General features: G+C 54.4%; 16 protein-coding genes and 2 pseudogenes. 8 read left to right on the forward strand and 10 right to left on the reverse strand.

All coding sequences use genetic code 11. The features are described from left to right. The first annotated feature begins 149 nt into the window (after positions 1–149). Both xseA and xseB read left to right on the forward strand, forming a co-directional pair. Entirely contained in the window at positions 150–1,634 is a 1,485-nt protein-coding gene (gene xseA / locus EIK79_RS11340; RefSeq protein ID WP_124955241.1) for an exodeoxyribonuclease VII large subunit, read from the forward strand. A gap of 24 nt (positions 1,635–1,658) precedes the next feature. Continuing rightward, positions 1,659–1,862 carry an exodeoxyribonuclease VII small subunit gene (gene xseB, locus EIK79_RS11345; protein WP_124955242.1) on the forward strand — a complete coding sequence of 68 codons (204 nt, stop codon included), beginning with the start codon at positions 1,659–1,661 and terminating at the stop codon, positions 1,860–1,862. Between the two features lie 348 nt (positions 1,863–2,210). Here xseB and EIK79_RS11350 read toward each other — a convergent pair whose 3' ends face one another. Then, positions 2,211–3,476: a Cdc6/Cdc18 family protein gene (locus EIK79_RS11350; RefSeq protein WP_124955243.1), complete on the reverse strand. Its 1,266-nt coding sequence runs from the start codon at positions 3,474–3,476 to the stop codon at positions 2,211–2,213. A 516-nt stretch (positions 3,477–3,992) separates the two neighbouring features. Between EIK79_RS11350 and EIK79_RS18095 the strand changes: the two genes are divergently transcribed. Then, complete coding sequence (locus EIK79_RS18095) at positions 3,993–4,220, forward strand: hypothetical protein (RefSeq protein ID WP_185715599.1); 228 nt, start codon at positions 3,993–3,995, stop codon at positions 4,218–4,220. 133 nt (positions 4,221–4,353) lie between these two features. On the opposite strand, the pseudogene EIK79_RS11360 reads toward EIK79_RS18095, so the two are convergent. After that, positions 4,354–4,588: pseudogene (locus tag EIK79_RS11360) on the reverse strand (helix-turn-helix domain-containing protein); the annotation flags it as partial. Positions 4,589–4,692: 104 nt separating this feature from the next. Here EIK79_RS11360 and EIK79_RS11365 point away from each other — a divergent pair. Then, on the forward strand, positions 4,693–6,174 hold the full coding sequence (locus tag EIK79_RS11365; RefSeq protein ID WP_124955245.1) for a phytoene desaturase family protein: 1,482 nt from the start codon (positions 4,693–4,695) through the stop codon (positions 6,172–6,174). 34 nt (positions 6,175–6,208) lie between these two features. Here EIK79_RS11365 and EIK79_RS11370 read toward each other — a convergent pair. Next, positions 6,209–6,423: pseudogene (locus EIK79_RS11370) on the reverse strand (IS1595 family transposase); the annotation flags it as partial. A 227-nt stretch (positions 6,424–6,650) separates the two neighbouring features. On the opposite strand from EIK79_RS11370, the gene EIK79_RS19275 reads away from it, so the two are divergent. Further along, positions 6,651–6,878 (forward strand): phage minor head protein, encoded by a 228-nt coding sequence (locus EIK79_RS19275; RefSeq protein WP_368276817.1) that lies wholly within the window; start codon positions 6,651–6,653, stop codon positions 6,876–6,878. Here the strand turns inward: EIK79_RS19275 and EIK79_RS11380 are convergent, their stop codons facing one another. Further along, on the reverse strand, positions 6,879–8,363 hold the full coding sequence (locus tag EIK79_RS11380; protein WP_124955246.1) for a hypothetical protein: 1,485 nt from the start codon (positions 8,361–8,363) through the stop codon (positions 6,879–6,881). A 220-nt stretch (positions 8,364–8,583) separates the two neighbouring features. Then, complete coding sequence (locus tag EIK79_RS11385) at positions 8,584–8,787, reverse strand: lamin tail domain-containing protein (protein ID WP_233738117.1); 204 nt, start codon at positions 8,785–8,787, stop codon at positions 8,584–8,586. Positions 8,788–9,437: 650 nt separating this feature from the next. Between EIK79_RS11385 and EIK79_RS11390 the strand changes: the two genes are divergently transcribed. Then, positions 9,438–10,427 (forward strand): pentapeptide repeat-containing protein, encoded by a 990-nt coding sequence (locus EIK79_RS11390; RefSeq protein ID WP_267900537.1) that lies wholly within the window; start codon positions 9,438–9,440, stop codon positions 10,425–10,427. Positions 10,428–10,496: 69 nt separating this feature from the next. On the opposite strand, the gene EIK79_RS11395 is transcribed toward EIK79_RS11390, so the two are convergent. The 5 genes from EIK79_RS11395 to EIK79_RS17765 all read right to left on the reverse strand — a co-directional run bounded on the left by EIK79_RS11395 (position 10,497) and on the right by EIK79_RS17765 (position 14,337). After that, positions 10,497–11,381, reverse strand: a complete 885-nt coding sequence (locus EIK79_RS11395) for a lamin tail domain-containing protein (protein WP_449405144.1) — start codon at positions 11,379–11,381, stop codon at positions 10,497–10,499. Positions 11,382–11,556: 175 nt separating this feature from the next. Further along, a complete protein-coding gene (locus EIK79_RS11400; RefSeq protein ID WP_124955249.1) occupies positions 11,557–11,862 on the reverse strand; it encodes a DUF3006 domain-containing protein in 306 nt (101 codons plus the stop codon). Next, entirely contained in the window at positions 11,859–13,238 is a 1,380-nt protein-coding gene (locus tag EIK79_RS11405) for a lamin tail domain-containing protein (protein ID WP_124955250.1), read from the reverse strand. Before EIK79_RS11405 ends, EIK79_RS11400 begins: the two co-directional genes overlap by 4 nt. Positions 13,239–13,828: 590 nt before the next feature. Further along, entirely contained in the window at positions 13,829–14,041 is a 213-nt protein-coding gene (locus EIK79_RS11410; RefSeq protein WP_185715602.1) for a hypothetical protein, read from the reverse strand. Beyond that, positions 14,041–14,337, reverse strand: coding sequence for a hypothetical protein (locus tag EIK79_RS17765; protein ID WP_148094145.1), 297 nt, complete (start codon positions 14,335–14,337; stop codon positions 14,041–14,043). The genes EIK79_RS11410 and EIK79_RS17765 overlap by 1 nt, the downstream gene beginning before the upstream one ends. Before the next feature lie 547 nt (positions 14,338–14,884). Here EIK79_RS17765 and EIK79_RS11415 point away from each other — a divergent pair. Together EIK79_RS11415 and EIK79_RS11420 are read left to right on the forward strand one after the other, a co-directional pair. Further along, positions 14,885–15,160, forward strand: coding sequence for a hypothetical protein (locus EIK79_RS11415; protein ID WP_124955252.1), 276 nt, complete (start codon positions 14,885–14,887; stop codon positions 15,158–15,160). Next, complete coding sequence (locus tag EIK79_RS11420) at positions 15,160–16,938, forward strand: ComEC/Rec2 family competence protein (RefSeq protein ID WP_124955253.1); 1,779 nt, start codon at positions 15,160–15,162, stop codon at positions 16,936–16,938. The genes EIK79_RS11415 and EIK79_RS11420 overlap by 1 nt, the downstream gene beginning before the upstream one ends. Positions 16,939–17,466 lie beyond the last annotated feature (528 nt).

The following is a 17,466-nucleotide window of genomic DNA, read 5'->3' on the forward strand; positions in this document are numbered from 1 at the left end:
GAGGGATGCCCTGGCGACGTACACGCGAAGCCACCGGCACAATAGCCACTCATCACTATCTCACAAGGATTCGATAGAGCAACCACCACACTGCTCGCGGGTGACCGGTCCCATAGATTTTTCACACATCGCCGTTACATGTGGAATCAATGGGTGTCGAGCCGTCGACAGAGACGCAGGCCACCAAGGAACTGACATCCTTGCAGGACACACTTGAGAGCGACCAGATCGCGTTCGTCGATACGGTTGCTACCGAGATCGAGACAGTGCTCGAAGCGGCCAGCGAGCTCCACCGCTATGAGTACGTGATCGGGGAGGTTACCAACTACGGCATCTCATCGAACGACCACGTGCACTTCGATCTCGTCCACGAGGGCTGTCAGCTCCACTGTGTGGTCCTCCACTTCCGCCGGGAGGACATTCCCACAGAGCTCGAGGACGGAGTGCAAGTTGCTGTCACTGGCGAGCTTTCGTTTTATACCGTCGACAACTACTGTTCGATCATGGTCGAGGACGCCGTCACCGTCGGGGAGGGCACCTACCAACAGACTTACGAGGCCAACAAGCAACTGCTCGCCGACGACGGACTCCTTGATGACGCCACGAAACAACCCCTGCCAGACTATCCCTCCTGTGTTGGTCTTGTCACCAGTGCAGCGAGCGACGCCCGTGACGATGCGGTGACGAGCATCCACCGCCGCCATCCCGGTGTGGCAATCATCGTTCAGGACACGACCGTTCAGGGTGAGAGCGCAGGGCCATCGATGATGCAAGCAATCGGCACCCTCGATACGGACGCGCGGGTCGATGTGATCGTCTTGACACGCGGGGGCGGGTCTGACACCCATCTCCGCGTGTTCAACGATACCGCGCTCTGTCGTGTGGTCCACAATACGCAGACCCCGATCGCTGTCGGCGTGGGCCATGAGGCTGATCGCACGCTTGCTGAGGATGTCGCCGACCAGCGCGTGATGACCCCCACGGAGGTCGGCCAAATCGTGCCACGCTATGAGACACTGACTGAGCAACTCACCCAGCAACACGAGCAACTCACGACGGCCTCCACCCAGCTAGCGAACGATCGCGTCATCGCCCTGCAACAGCGGCTGACTCAGAGCTATGAGCAGCACGTGATGAGCGAACTCGATGCCCTAACAACCACCCTTACCAACACCTACGAGACACTCGCCTCCCGCAAACGCTACGAACACGAACAACTCGACAGACAACACGACCACCTTGCCGCCGCCTACCGACAGGTGGTAACCAATAAGCTCACCGGTCAGCACCAACGGCTTGAGCAGGCCTACGAGCGGCACCTAACACGTGTGCTCACCGATCGGGCAACGACACTGAATCACGCCTACAGCAGCCTCAAACGACAGAGACACCGCGACCGGGAACAGCTCATGCAACAGCACAACCGGCTCGATGTAGCGTACACCCAAACTGTGTCTGACCGGGTGAACAACGCCAGCCAGCGACTTGATCATGCCTATGAGGTTCTTGAACAGCAAAAGCGCCATGAGCGCGAACAGGCCCAAACGACGCACGCTCACCATCGCCAACAGATCGCTCTCGCTGCCTTGCTTCTGCTTGTGATATTACTCGTTGGCTATATCATACTAACGTGAGTACAACCGAGACACCACCAACCAATGACTGACACACCAACTAACGTATCCGCGGACGCATCGATCGCTGAGAAACAACAGCGCCTCGAAGCCATCATCGACAAGCTCGAGGATGGCGCAGTCTCACTCGAGCGAGCGAAAGAACTCCACGAGGAAGGCACAGCACTCATCGAGGCGCTTGAAGAGGAGCTAGCCCTCGGGGACGGGGAGGTCATAGAACGGACCTGATCACACGTCAACTCATTGCCGATGCAGTCGCTTCTTGATTCTTCATCGACTTCTTTCTCGACAACAGTTGAATCCCAACCGTTGGCCACCTCTGCGGCATACAAGTCCACCGACTCAAGCCATTTCAGGGAGTATCTTGTGATGTGCCGATCCATCAGTTATATATGCCAGACTAAACGGATCAATATCACCCCGTACCACTACTTCTAACTATTTAAATGGATGCACCCCTTCATTTCCAACAGCTGTCTGACGCGTGTCGGACCTCAGCTTCTACCCCAACCATTTGTTCCAAGTTTTAAGTCAGCATCCCCCCACCACTTCCACCTTATTATTGAAAAAGTCACGTCAACGCACAGTCTCTCTCAGTTTACTTAAATCATCGATTTCGTCATCTTCCTCACTTTCTAACGCATTAATAACGGTTTCAAGTGGTGTATCAAGTTCGTATTTATTTGGTCGACCTCTACCACGCTGATCGGGTGTTACGTTCTTCAGAATGCCATTATCACACATTTCAAGTAGATGTTCGTGAGCACCACGCCGAGTAAGCGGATCTCGACCAAAATCATTTGCTATTGTTTTATAGTATTCATAGATCTCTCTTGTTTGAGCAGGTGTCTTTTTCTGTGCGGCAAGATTTGTGATAGCGAGAAGAACATATTTTCGATGTGTTGGGAGCTTTCGAATTCCTGTTGTCACCTGTTTACGTTCGATCACGTCTTCAGCTGCTCGAACATGTTGTTCTTTAATACATTCAGTCTCGCCAGTCTCGACTGCTTCGTTTTCAGCGAGTTCAGCAGCTTTTCGTAGTAGACGGATAGCCTGACGGGCAGATCCACGATCGCGTGAGGCGAGTGCCGCACAAAGATCGATAATGCCTGGTTCAGTTACACCGTCGTAGAATGCTTGATCAGCACGACGAGAGAGTATCGAAACAAGGTCGTTCCGCTCGTATGCTGGAAAGTGAAGCTCGGTTTCGCAAAGTGTATCCTTTACCCTGGCAGGAAGTTCATCGCGGAACTGGAAGTCGTTACTGATCCCAATAAGACATAGCTCAGCGTCGAGTTTGTGCATTGTTTGCGCTCGAGTGAGTTGGTAGAGCAATTCGGTATTATTCCCAAGTGTATTCACCTCATCGAGGATAAGTATAATATTCTCTGCAGCTTCACTCAGATCACCAAATAGTTCATCATAGACTTGTTCAGTAGGATATCCTGTCTTACTCAGCTCAGGCTTATTTATAGAAAGGGTTGTCAATGGATACGTACGGTTTCGAGCCTCATTGATGAGTTCGATCGCTGATTGGTATGATGTGTTTGCAGATGAGCAATTTATTTCAAGAAGATCAACATCAATAGACTGTTTCTCAGCTGTTTCTCGTAAATCGGGAAGTAAAATACGCGTAGCAACGGTCTTACCGACGCCCGAATGGCCGTAGAGGAAGATATTATCGAGATCCCAACCTTTCAATAGAGGACGAAGAAGCTTGACGTAGTCTTCGATTTCATCGTCTCGTTCCTCCAGTTTCTTGGGCTGATGTTCTGGTTTCAGCACGCTCCGGTCCTTTATGATGTATTCATCGAGGAAGCTATCATCGTCGAAATAGCCCATGCTATAACACCACAAGATGAACCCATAAAACCACCGCTTCTAACCCTACCACCCATACCGTCTCTTCCAATCACGAGTTTCTTTATATACCCCACTCCCCCCTTCATTTCCAACTCCTCGTTGAGATCTGATGGTGCTCCAGTATAGCCTATGTAGTAGGGAAACGCTTAATACATACCGAGTAAAACAGTATCCGTACTATACACAGAAGGTAACAAAATGATACATTAATATCATTTTGTTTCCTGAGAACCCTCCCTTACTACGCTGAGTTGGAAATAGTGGGGGGAGTGGGGTATATAAAGGAACGGCCAATTGGAAGTGATGGTCCGGGTCGTTCTGATCGGCCGATGGATATGTTCCGTAGTCTTCACTTATGAGGCGACCCTAACTGAACGAACGCGCGATGCACAATTAAGACGACAGTTCGGAGCAGCCCTCTCTTTCGATATCTCGCTGTCGTCGATACTGGCACGGACCCGAACAGTCTCGGTGATCGGGGCCGTTCACGTCTCTATGCGGAACCAGCGGACACCACTGAGTCATACTGAACAAGCCGCGCTTGAGCGACTGTACGAAGACTACGAGCCGGTTGCAGACAGTTTTTCACGAGCGGTGGCCGTCACCGCACTTGCAGAGCTCGATTGTGAACCGTCCGTTGCCCACAGTGTTCTCGATCGGTTGCTCTCAAAAGGGTATCTGTATGCTGTCGATGGGGACCTCCACATTACCGATAGCCCATAGCGAACGGGCTTCAACCTGACTCGGATTCGTCTGTGCCGTTCGCAGTCCTCACATTCGTAGCCGTGGTCGTCCGTTCTGTTTCAAACCCGTGTTGGGTTTCTAGGGTGCTGTGACGGTAGCGAGCGACGTACCAGTAGAGAGGCATGAGTTCAGCAAATCCGCCCTCATTCCAGTCTTCTACCCACCGACCTCCAGTTGCTAGATAACGTCCCACACGATCGGCAGCCTCTGAGCGTATCTCCTTGGTAGAGATTCTTCACGAAGCCAATGCGCCGAAGACAGTCGTCGTCTTCGGCTTCTCGATGCATCTCATCGATCCTCTCCTCTGGAAGGTGGTGCTTAATCTCTTTGCGACGATCTCCACCCATCACCTGTCATGGGCAGCCATTTTCAAAGATTCTCCCACTCATTAGTGACTACTGACTGGGTGAAGTGACAAAATCATATCCCGACACGCGTACTATTGAATATAATGTCTCGACGATTTGATGTTGCGATTATCGGTGGCGGCGTCGCTGGGATGTGTACTGCGGCACTGGTGCAGTCGAAAGGACTATCCACGGTAGTACTTGAACAGCACCAGCATATCGGAGGGTGTGCAGGGTATTACCAGCAGGAGGGGTTTGTGTTTGATGTCGGTGCAACGACGCTCGTCGATTTTCAGCCGGAAGGTATCGGCGGTCAATTGCTGAAGCAACTTGGGTTTGAACCACCGCTGATCGATGTTCAAGATGCCTACGAAGTGTGGCTACCTGATCGGACTGTAACCCTCTATCGCGATCAGCACCGATGGAGGGATGAATTGGAGAAAACGTTCGGCGACGATGAGAACCATCAACGGTTCTATCGCTTCCTCGAACGCACGTCCAATACACTCTGGGAGATCACCAGAGATGACGTGAAACTGCCGATTCAAGGGATCAGCGATGTACTGAGAAACGCAAGAGCAGTAGGGATGAACAGCATTCCTCTGGCCAGATATCTTCGATGGACGATGAAGGACGCCCTCCTGAAGTTTGGCGTGTTCGATGATGTTCCCCTTCGCACGATGATCGCCATGCTGGTGGAGGATACCGTTCATTCAACCCTCGAAGAGGCTCCCTTACTCAACTCGATACTCGGAATCACTATCAGGAAAGCAGGAATCGGGAGAGCCAACGGCGGGATGTATGGATTCTGGGAAACCTTCGAACGACAATACATCGGTATGGGTGGGACGGTAAAGACGAGCGAAGAAGTAAGTGACGTAACTGGTTCGAAAGGAGATTTTCGGCTCGTCACCGACCAGGAGCAATATCGAACTAACCAAGTAGTGAGTGCGGTTCCGATCGATCTGACGAAAAAGATCGCTCCGTCTATTGTCGGTGAGCGACTCGACGACCATATCGCGCTGTTGCAAGAGCACGAGGGCGGTGCGGCTGTGGTCTTCCTCGGGGTACCGGAAGAGAACGTCGCGGATCGAGAGATCACACACCACCAGATATTACGGGACTACGACGAACCGCTGGGCGACGGCAACAATATGTTTGTCTCTGTTTCGGCACCGGACGACACGATCAGCGCTCCGAAAGGCTACCGAGCAGTGATCCTATCCACTCATTGTGAACTCCCGCCGTGGCAGGATCTCGATGAGGAAATATACGAGCGAAGGAAAGCCGAGATAGGGAAACGACTGGTCGCAGGAGCGCGGACGGTGTATCCCGATATCGCCACGAATCCTCTAGTGTACGAGGTTGGAACGCCCAAAACGTACGAGGAATTTACGAATAGACCTAGAGGAGCAATTGGGGGATACCGACAAACGTTGGAAAACACGAACCAAAATGCGGTTCCGCAGGACATTGGTGTTGATGGGTTCTACGTGGCTGGAGACACGACGTGGCCGGGACTCGGTACCGTCGCGTGTGTAAAGGGGAGTTCTATTGCTGCGGATCATGTTATGAATACCAGCTAATACATGAAATTGTTGTGAATGAATAACTTAGCGTTCATCCCGATATACTGTAACACAGCAGTTTCTCGAACCAGTCGTCTGGTGAGTTGAGTTTCAGTGCGAGAAAGCTGAGGTATTTCTGGAGATGATGCTTCGAGACGCCACGGAACTTCGCTAGCCACTGGCGAAGGAAACTGTGGCGGTTCTCGCAGGTGTTTGCGTGGGCATCACCGATGATGTAAGCTCGGAGTGGGTGACGGCAAGATGGCCGCCTCCTCGTCGACGATCTCGACCAGCGCTGGGAGGAGGCGATCACGGCGATCGTCGCGGTGGTAAATCTCTTCGCCATCCACACCTACCGCCACGCCGGCGTCGAGTTCGTTGGTGGTGCGCCAGAACGGGCCAGTGCGGCCCAACAGCACCGCCGACAGCACGTCCACACCACCGATGACGGCAATCCAACGCTGACGGAGGCTGCCCGAGGTGTTAGTCGTGTTGTGCCTGGTGCTGGCACGGTCGAATCGCCAACGCCTGAACAGACATCGCCCCGTGAATCGGTCAGATACGACGTCTGGAAAACGGCCCGAGATAGCAGGGTTTGTGCACTCTGTCGACCGCTCCACGGACGGGTCTATCGGCTTGATGCAGTCGTTGATGGACGAGCACCGCGTCCGCCATTAGACGCTAATTGTCGATGTCTTATCATCCCTATCAGTTGGATATGATTAGGCGTTCCCAGTAGCGATAACAGTATCATGAGACACACAATCAGATCCAGAGCGAACAGTGCAGCGCCGTTCCGGTCGGTCGACACCGTCGAACGCGTCGAAACAGATGACGGCGAGTACCTGAAAGCGACGGGCATCCTCGCAAAGGAGGGCGTCTATCAGTACCCACAGGCCAACAGGGACCGTCCCTATCGAGAGCTCCTTCCTGGGGAGTCCGAAAAAGCGTGGGATCGCATCCCGCTCGCCCTCGATCACCCCGTCGACGAGGATGGGATCGCGACCGTCTCCGACGCCGGGATCGAGGAGCCACCGATCATCGGTGACCTTCGCAGTCCAACCACCGAGGATGACAGTGAGACGAAACTCACGGGTGAGGCCTGGTTCGATCAAGGTTGCGATCGCCTCCTCCTCAATCGCCTCCAACCACACATCCTCGAACGGCAACCATAACGACGAGTCAGGACTGATCTCTCCTGGCAGTGAGTCCACCCGATTGGATCGAGCCGCTGCAAGCACGTGCAGTTCGTGGTCGGGGGCGAGAAACTCCTCCAGTTCGGTGACTGCCTTCCGGAAGACGGTATTGTTCGTCTCGGGACTGATCGCATGGATATCGTCCCAGACGAGCAGCACATCCCCCTGAAACGCTTCGCTCCGAAGGGGCTGAAGATCCTGGGGACTTTGCAGAGCTGCCTTCGGTCGGATGATGTGTTCGATCGCCGGATCAGCGTTGGCGACGAGTTCGGCCAGCACCCGCGATTTGCCCGAGCCACCCGACCCGAGCACTAACAGACGCTGGGCTGCCTGTTTGCCCTCCAATTCCGGTCGGGAGACGAATTCCAGCGCTTGAGGGTCGACCATCCGACTCGCCCGGCGACGACCAGCCTCGTCTCCACGGTACAGCTCGTAAAACCGAGGATGAGTGAGCCGTTCTTCGAGATCAGCTAAGCGATCTTGGAGTTGATCAAGGGCTCCTAGCTCCTCGATGTTCGCTTCGGCGACGAATTGCGCGTCTAACCCCGTCTCGACGAGCCGTTCGCCGAACGAGCCAACGGTTTCCCTGTAGGCCTCAGCAATTGCACGCTTGAGGGCCTGTTGTAGTTGAGGATTCGTCCCTAGCTCATAGCCACAAACAGCCGCGATCTCTCGGGCGAGTCGATCGACAGCCTCCGTTTCATTCTCGAAGATGAGTCGGTTGCGTCCAGTAATATCCTCCTCACCACCCTCTGACGTCGCTTCCAGACGCTCGATGACCGCATCCCAGTGCTCGACAATGTCCGCAAACTCATCCAGTTCCTGCTCGGTAGCCCCGTCCGCGATCGCGTCCCGAAGGCTCGTGTGGAACTCCGTCTCGATCGCATCGAGCTCTGTGTGGAACTCCGCTTCCCGGAACACGGCGTGAAGCTGCTGGCGGCCCGCCTCAACCCTGTTCAACAGTCCTGCCGCAAGTAGATTCGTCACCAGACCACTCGTGATCGGATCCATATCCTATGAGCAGACAATATTATACCCATATATTTATGATTGAATATGTATCAGAATGAACCTAGTTATGAATAGATGGATGTCTGAAACGAATGATTCGTCACTCGGATTCTGGATCAGTCGGGACGAACCACGACACAGTGAAAAACACCGCTTTAGCGTGAGAGGCAGGGAAAGCCAGGAGAAGAATATACACCAAACGGCAGGAATCGACAGCTCGTCAGTAGGACTGACTGGCGACGACTGTGCCAGCATCATCTTCGATCGTCACGGTATCACCGCCGTTATTCCAGATCGCACTCAACGACCCCCAGTATAGATCGGTCGCCGAATTTGATCCGCTGCCGGTGTGTAAGGTTATTTCATCACCGAGATTGAGGGTCTGTTCACCCCCATTCTCGAAGGTAACGTACTCGTCGTTCAAATTCTCTCAATCATCACCCTCTGCATCCGCGTTGCTCTCCACGATCGAAAGGGGGGTCCCTCACTTACCCGTCAAGGAGGACATTACCCCGTACATCACCATGGTTCCTCGGCGGCGAGAGTTCCCATGATGCGATCAAACCCACCTCGCGGCGCCGATTCAGGAAGACATTGCCAACGCTATGAGCACAGTCTCGTTGTAACGTGTAGCCGGATCGAGAATCCATGTCGCTCTGGAGACTATAAAAATCCAGTTATTCTCACATCTATCACATGAGATGTCTTCCTCGGAGGCTGAGGCCCCCTGTTACACCACCTGCAAAACCGTCATCTATCTCTACACTTTTAAAACAATATACTATGGTTAATCTTATGCCAAATTATATGATGGATGTGCCAGACGATCGGTGTGGATTCGAATTGCGCTGTGAGAATGTCGACTGGGTGTTTAAGCAGTCCAGGTGGGATACAGTCATGAGCCCAGTCTGTTGCTTGCGGCCAGTGTGGGCGTCCCACGACGAGACAGCACGATGTATCTGGCACGCAGATGTGGACGAGAAACCGCTCACAGAGCTCATCACGTCACGGACAAACACACCGGAACGATTCGATGGCGCGCAGCTCCGTCAGCTCCATATAGAGGACGAAGCGATGTCGTTTCGGAGGTGCACACTCCACGGGGCTAGCTTTGAGATGTCAGAGATGAGGGGAGTTGACTTCACCGACGCGAACCTTCGATGGGCTGACTTCACCGACGCTACATCCATCGGAGCTGATTTTACCGACGCTACCCCGATCGGGGCCGCCTTCACCAATGCTGACCTCCGATGGACTGATTTCCGTGACACTGACCTTGCAACGGCTGATTTCACCGATGCTGACCTTCAGGGCGCTAAGTTATCGGAGGCCAACGCCAGGGAGGTGAGCTTTCAGCACGCAACGCTTCAAGATGCGGTGCTTATGCGTGCGGACTGTCGGGGAGCAGATTTCACCGACGCGCTCCTCTATGAAACCGTCTTTGCGGACACGCGCATCAACTCCACAACAACGTTTTACGATCCCGCAGAAACACGCCCGATCTGTATCTACGAAAAAGATCCCACCACAGCTGAGAAGCTTCCCGAGGATATTTCTCCTCTCGAAGCGGCCCATTGGGTATACCGGCGGCTCGAATCCCTCCATGAAGAGAATGCCCTCTCCGAAGTTGCCCGCGAGTTCCACATTAGCAAAGAGGAGGCCGAACGCGCCCTCTACAAGGATCGTGGAAGATACGGTCCGTGGGCCGTCAAAACCCTGATGTGGTATCTCACGAAACACGGCGAAAGCGTCAAGCGCGTCCTCATCTGGTGGGGGATCGTCATCCTCACCGCTGGCCTCCTATTCGCGGGACTTGGTGGGGTGAAGGACGCTACTGGCACCAACTACGCCATTACCTCACTCAGTCAATTGCGGACGGTCACTGGCTGGCAAGACATCCTGATGAATATCTACTTCAGCGTCACCACGTTCTCAACGATCATGGACGGTGGGCTCGCCCCTGCCGGGATAGGGACGCGGGCCATCGTCGCCGTCGAGTCCATCACTGGTGCATTGCTCGTCGCCCTTCTCGTGTTCGTCCTTGGTCGACGAACCGCACGGTAAAGCGATCGACGTCTCGTGAGACGACAGCGATTCAGCCACCAGCCGATCGAGAGGGACAAAGACGACTGCTCAGTAAGATTTGCTCGTCACGAGTGTACCGGTGTCGTCTTCGACCGTCACGGTATCACCGCCGTTATTCCAAATTGCACTCGACGATCCCCAGTAGCGATCTGTTTGCGTATCCGAGCCGCTCCCGGTATGGAGCGTGACAGTCTCACCGGCCGCGAGCGACGCACCACTCGGGAACGTGTATACGTGTCTTGCCTCATCTGAGACCGTCCACTCCGACAAATCAAGCGTCTCCGATCCTGTATTTGTGAACGTCACATATTCGTCACTGAGATTCTCATTGTCGTTCCCAGTCGCATCGGCGTGGATCTCTGTAATTGAAAGGGAACTCCCGCTACTCGGCTCACGACACTGCCACAGACCGCGTTCGGCCGTTTGGGCATCCGATTCAGCGGCATAGAACCGGTCAGACTGGCTGAATTCACTGTCGTACACGCGCGCGTTGCCCGTATCGATGAGGTCGTAATTGAGATTCTGGCCATCATCATGGATATACGCAAGTAACCGGCCGTAGTCGCCCCGCCCATCGCTTGCTGCATCCAACTCAAGCGTTATCTGTTCGCCCTGCTGCAACCTGTCCTTGGTATACTGACTCGCATCTTCACCAGCCGCATCCAGACACTGTATCCCAGCTTCTGTGTCCGGGACCCCTTCATATTCAGTCGGATCGTTTTCGCTGTAGACCTCCGGCGTGTCAACTCCGAGCAGCCGCACGGTGTCGGTCGTCCCATTCGCATACTCGACGTCAACCGTATCACCATCGGTCACCGACGTGACCGTCGCACTCAGCGTATCACTTGTCGTCGAGGGACTGCCAACGACGCCCGCTGGAATCGCAACGGCGAGCACTGCCATCACCACCACTATGTGAGACGTTCGTATCACATTCATACATTTTGAATAATAACATATTAACGTTGGTTACGAAATGTATATAGATCCACATGGAGAGGTCCTGCTGGACAGCCCCGAACGTCACCCGGCAGTCGATCACTACTTTCGCTCCCTGACCACGCGGACAGCACTGAGGTTGCACCTGCCTGCCTCCCTGGTTGGACTGCTACTCGGTACGGTCTCCGTCTCCCTTATCAGACGAAAGGCGCTCGGACAGCTGGTCAAAGCGGTCGCGGACCTGCTCGGTGCGCCGCTTAGTTTCGGCCTCTTCATACGTCGCGGTGCGCAGCTCACCGGCTTCGACTGCAATCGTGAGCACGGCATCGACGTGCTGGCCCGCCTCTGGCAGCTCAGCCCGATCAGCAACGACCTCGCCACAGAGGGCGCCGTCTTCGTCCTCAACAAGCAGGACGGCCTGGTCGGCCTCGAAGCGATCGATCACCGCTGTGTACGTGCCATCGTCGAGTGTCATGAGTAATCCTCCTCCAGGACCACGGTCCCAGTCCCATCCCGCATGATCACGGTATCACCGGCATTGTTCCACACCGGTTGTGGCGAGCCCCAGTACAGGTCGGTTGCCGAATTTGAGCCACTCCCCGTATGGAGCGTTAGTTCTTGGTCGGGAGCAAGCGCGGTTCCGGCTGGGAACGTGTATGTCGCTCCTGCGTCATCGGCGACCGTCCACCCGGACAGATCGAGTGGCTCAGACCCCGTATGCTCGAAGGTAATGGTTTCGTCGTTAAGATTCTCCCGGTCAGTGCCCTCTGCATCGGCGTTGATCTCTGTGATCGAGAGTGTCTCGCTCCCAGTCTCGGTCTCGGGTCCGCCATCGGGTCCAGCAGGGGATTCCGCCTCACCCGTCGAGAGCGCAATGACCGTACGGGGTTGCACGGGCTCGTTCGTCTCTGGGTCGATCGGCTCGCCGTCTCGGAGCCGAGCTGGCTCCGTCGGTGCCTCTCGTTGGGTGGCGATCGTAAGCGCGGATCCGTTGCTCCGCATCACAATGTCCCCGTGCGTTCCGGTCCAGTATGTCGGGATGGCACGCGTAGCTAGCCGGGCTAACACCTCCTCGTGTGGGTGGCCGTATTGGGAGTCATACGGACTGGAGATGACCGTGACGGCTGGGGTTGTCACATCGAGCAGCGCGGCACTCGAACTGGATTTGCTTCCGTGATGGCCCGCTAACAGGGCCGAGACGTTCATCGAGTTCCCATACTCGTTGACGAGATATTCCTCGCCAGCCTCGGCCGCATCACCCGGAAAGAGAAAGCCAGCCTGACCGTGTTCGACCTGCAAGACGATGCTGTTCTCATTCGGCTCCTCGTTGGCCAGATACGGCTCGGGCGGACTGAGAACGCGGACATCGGCCCCAGCGAACGGAAGTTCATCGCCAGCTCGGGTCTGGTACAGTTGGACATCGTATGTCTCGATCGCATCAAGGTAGCGGTCGTAGGTCCGGGTGGTAGCCGGTACCCCAGGATCGTACACCGCACCGATGCCGTCGGCTTCTTCTTCGAAGTACTCGATGACAGCTGCCTGCCCACCGATGTGATCCGAATCAGGGTGGGTTGACACCAGATGATCGATTCGGGCGATGCCGTTCGCTCGGAGATAGTCGAGGACGTGGTCCCCATCGTCCTGCCAATCGCCCGAATCGATCAGGATTGTCTCGTTGGCTCCCTCAATGAGTGTGCTGGTCCCAAGCCCCGTGTTGATGTAGTGAATCGAAAGCCCGTCGGGAATAGATGGCTGCTCTGGGGTCGGTGTGCCATCCAGTGGGCCGTTCGTACACCCTGCGACGACGAGAATGAACACGAGCGTGAGCGCGAGAAGCGTTTTTCTCTGCATACTATTCATTTCATTCTATGCAGTAAGTATAATGACATCGATGGAGAACCCACAGCCAACGCATCGAAGATTTCGAGAAAAGGCCACACAGGAGCCTTCCTCGTCTTCGTGCATAACAATTGATAGCACGATAAGAACCTTGATTAACTACGCATTCGAACATCGCTATCCGTCGTCGTGAGGGGGAATCTGCCTTCAATAGTCATACACCTGCGCCCACCGGACCGCACAAGCATCCACCAGCTGCCTCCCGGTACTGCTGATCGGTACTCTCTCCGTGTTGGAGATGACCACGTAATCATCGACCGGCAGCGCAGCGAGATACCCGAGGTACTATTCGTTCGGCAAGTGGAACATCAGCGAAATGTCTACGAATAACGGGGCCTCTGTCAACAGGAATGGATTCCCGTCAGTACCGATGAAGCGACTAAGAGAACGGAGGTCCCACGGGGCCAGAGCCCGCGATTGTGGTTTGACATCGAAAATTTATATATACTGGTGTGTTGGGCGAGGATTTCGCTGTCAATGGAACGAAAGCAGGGGATTTGTCCTTAGTCAACAATCGGTGGATAATCGAGAGATTTTGTTGACTAAGGCTCGTGAGCACCAGCGAGCCGTTCGTCTCGTTCCGCTTCAGTGAGACACGCAAGCACGTCCTCGTAGGCTCCAACCCGTCGATCATATGGGTCTCCTTCAGTTCTGACAGAGGCCGACCTGATAGCCGCGGCAAGAGGTTCGTCGCCAGGCTCCAGTTGGCCCGCGAACAACGATTCATGGGACTCTACAACGATATCCGAGATCATCACTGACTTGTGGATGCGACCGTCTGGGGTGCATGTCGCTGCAGCACACGGCCGGTCTCTCCCAACAGCGAAAGTGTATCGCCACCGTCCCTACCGTGAATCACGAGCGAGAGTAGACTCATTCCCTCTTCTGGCTCGACCAGTCGCCAGATGATTACATCCCCGATCTCGCTACTGAATCCTCGATTGCAGCGGCCGTTTGACTGCACGAGGGTGGGGATGGGTGCGTAGTCGCGGAACACCGTCTCGAAGCTGATATCGACACCGGCCTCAACGACACTCGTCGAGACAAGCACAACTGAGGAATCACAATCGAGAAGATCAACAAGGGAAGTGCAGGCGGAATTCATCTTCAGAACCGACTGATTGAAGATCCTTAGGTCGGTCGTGAAACGATTCTTGAGGACGACCGAATATAGAATTGGGACTGCGGGTAGGGACCCGCTATTGAGTTGTGAGACAAGTTCGACGAATTAATCGACGCAATGCGCGCCGGTCGCTACGACTACAATCGTCATCTGAGAATTTTCGAGATTAGCCTGCTTGGGTTCGACGCACCAGGAATTCTTTGAGGCTGCCAAAGCATCAGAGACTGTCATCGCCATCACCGGTGGAAGCGTTGCAAGAACTCGGGTCAGATAGGATTCGCTCGTCAGTGCTGGCATATATGTAGTTTGAAATCATCATACCATAGAGATCCAACGTTTTGCGATCGAACGGCTATAATGCGGTAATGAAAGTCCGGCACAGCAAGCTTACGAACCGTGCCCAGAATATGGGTCGTCCTTGGCCACTGTTCAGCCCCGGTACAATTAAGTTCGATGCTGATTTTGGTCACAGATAATGACGGAGTACCGTGTTTCGTTTGATGCCATTGAGGATGAGGTTGCAAAACTCATTCTCTATAAAGACGGTGAATTTCAAGAACACCTTCGCTATCGCATCGAAGAGCTACCAGACGGGGCTGAGCGAAATCACCTAGGTGGTGACTTCAGACCAGAATTTGATGACGAAGGAACCATTACCGCGCTCCACTACGACGAAGAACTCAGTGAACGAAAGCGTGAGGAAGCGAAAGAGGGAGTGAAGCGATTCAAGGAGAAATTGGAGGATAGCTGATGGCTGATGGCGGTTCCCCGCTTGCCAATGGTGAATTAGAGATATATACTCTTGATGTAGGACAGGGAGATGCCCGGCTTACTGTTACTCCTACTGGAGAGACGATTCTCACTGACGCAGACAAGGAAGCCGTAGCAGAGGAACTGACTGAGGTGCTTGAAGATCGGGAACTCAAAAGAACCGATGACGGGAAGGTCCGTATTGACCACTTCCATGTGACGCATATCGATTATGATCATGTATGGGGGCTCAAATCATTACACGAGAATGGCTATGAAATACAGCACGTAACACAACCCGATATTAGTCGATTTGAGATAGTCGATCCACAGACCGAGGACAACAAGGATGGTGTGACGGAAAAAGTCATTAATAACTATAGAAACCATCTTGGATTTCATAATATTGATGTGGATGATATCACACAGGTGTCGAAGGGTGTTCAACTCTCAAATCCATCCGATGCGGAAATCAACGTCTTAGCTCCCCCCGCAGACGAGGGAATTGTGAAGGTGACCCGTCCTGCAACAGGGGCTACTGTCAATTTTAAACCTGAACAGTCCAACGAGAATGGTGCAGTGTACAAATTAGAAGGTGAACGTTCGGCCCTCTTTATGGGGGATGTACAGGATGACTCTCACCATCACGCTGAAAGTTGGCTCATGCAACAACACGACAATCCTGAGAGTGAGATCGACCTTGAGGCAGATATCATCTTCGCTAGTCATCATGGGTCGACCCATGCGACCAGCGATGAATTTCTCGATCGGGTCGATCCAGATGTTGCAGTAATTTCAAGCGGACTGGATAATAAGCACACGAGTGAGAACCAGCACGACGCCCACCCCCACGATGCAACCCTCAAGCGCCTTCACGATCGAGATGTCGATGTCTACTGGACCGCAGGCCACGGAACGACACGCACAAATCTGGATGCAGAGACGGCCCGCCCAGAGCCAACGACCGATCTCGAGACAACCGACGCGGCGGATCTGGCCGCCCTGAAGTACTACTGTCGAGAACACGAGATTGACCCAGAAGCCGTCGGCGTGCTTCTGCCAGACAACTTTCCTGAGGAAACGCCCGCGTGGGCGATTGACGCCGCGCCGATGATCGCAGACACCCAAGAACAGTTCATCGACGAGGCGGTTGCGAATGCCGAGACGGTCGAAGACCTTCGACAAACGCTTGACCCAACGCCCGATGCTCACGACCAGCTCCGGGAGACGGTGCAGGCCGACCGCGAGGCCCACGTCACCACCAAACAAGACGTGAAGCGGAACAAGGAAGCATACTTCGAGGCCGTCGAACGAGAACAGGCTTATGAACGACTCCCGCTGCACACGCGGCTACGGGCAAACCTCCCCTCTCGGTTCGGTGGGATCGAGCACCCATTGACCGACGGACCCTCGTCGGACGAGATGGATGCTCTCCCCAAAAACATCGAGGACGTGCCGAAAGCGGTCAGAAACGACCCCGCCGCCAAACTCCGCGTCGAGGGCGACTTCGTTAACAACTGGTCGCGCTCGCTTCTGAGAGCCGAAACCGCCGCCGACACCGCCGTTGACGACGCTCACACACCCCGCGAGCTGTGTCGACACCTTCGCGACACCCCTGGTGCACACCAGGACTTCCTCTATGCGATCGACACCCCTGACGCTCACGAGCAGAACAAATCCGAAAAAGGCATCGACGACTTGCTGGAACGAACAAAAGAACACGAACGAACAGAAGAACAGACCCACACCCAGGATCAGGACTTCTCATTGGGACTGTGAAATCCGACTGTCGAGCGATCGTGGGCAATGTACCCTGACGACTGACGCCGATCGGTTGTACCTCCGATACATGAGCGGAGGGCTCGCTGCTTACACGCGGCTACCGTAGTGCGGTGAGTGTTATCTCATCGGCTTCTGTCGGATAACGGTCGTCTTGTCATCAGATAATGATCGAACCGATTCGCTCAGGGGGACTCCGAATGCTTGGTTTCCAGCGAGCAGTTACTGCTCCGGACCTCTCGTCGGTACAGGTAGATGTCTACTCTGTGCATCGAGTGATCGTCACAATCACCAACGACGAACGAGGAGACACCCTGAGACGCGAGATGCTCACGGCACGAAATGGGTTATATGACACGCTCTATGCACGGCTGGGCGTGAAACCTATATCAGCGGTCAAAATTTCGTAGCGGGATATGCATGATGAATCTACCTAGCCGACCTCTGACACCCACCGTGCTCTGTAGTGATCTGGCGCATCCCAGCTCTCCCGGTGTGTGCAACAGCGCAGTTCGTCATAGCGAATCG

Source organism: Halocatena pleomorpha, assembly GCF_003862495.1.
In the GTDB taxonomy this organism is placed as follows: Archaea; Halobacteriota; Halobacteria; order Halobacteriales; family Haloarculaceae; genus Halocatena; species Halocatena pleomorpha.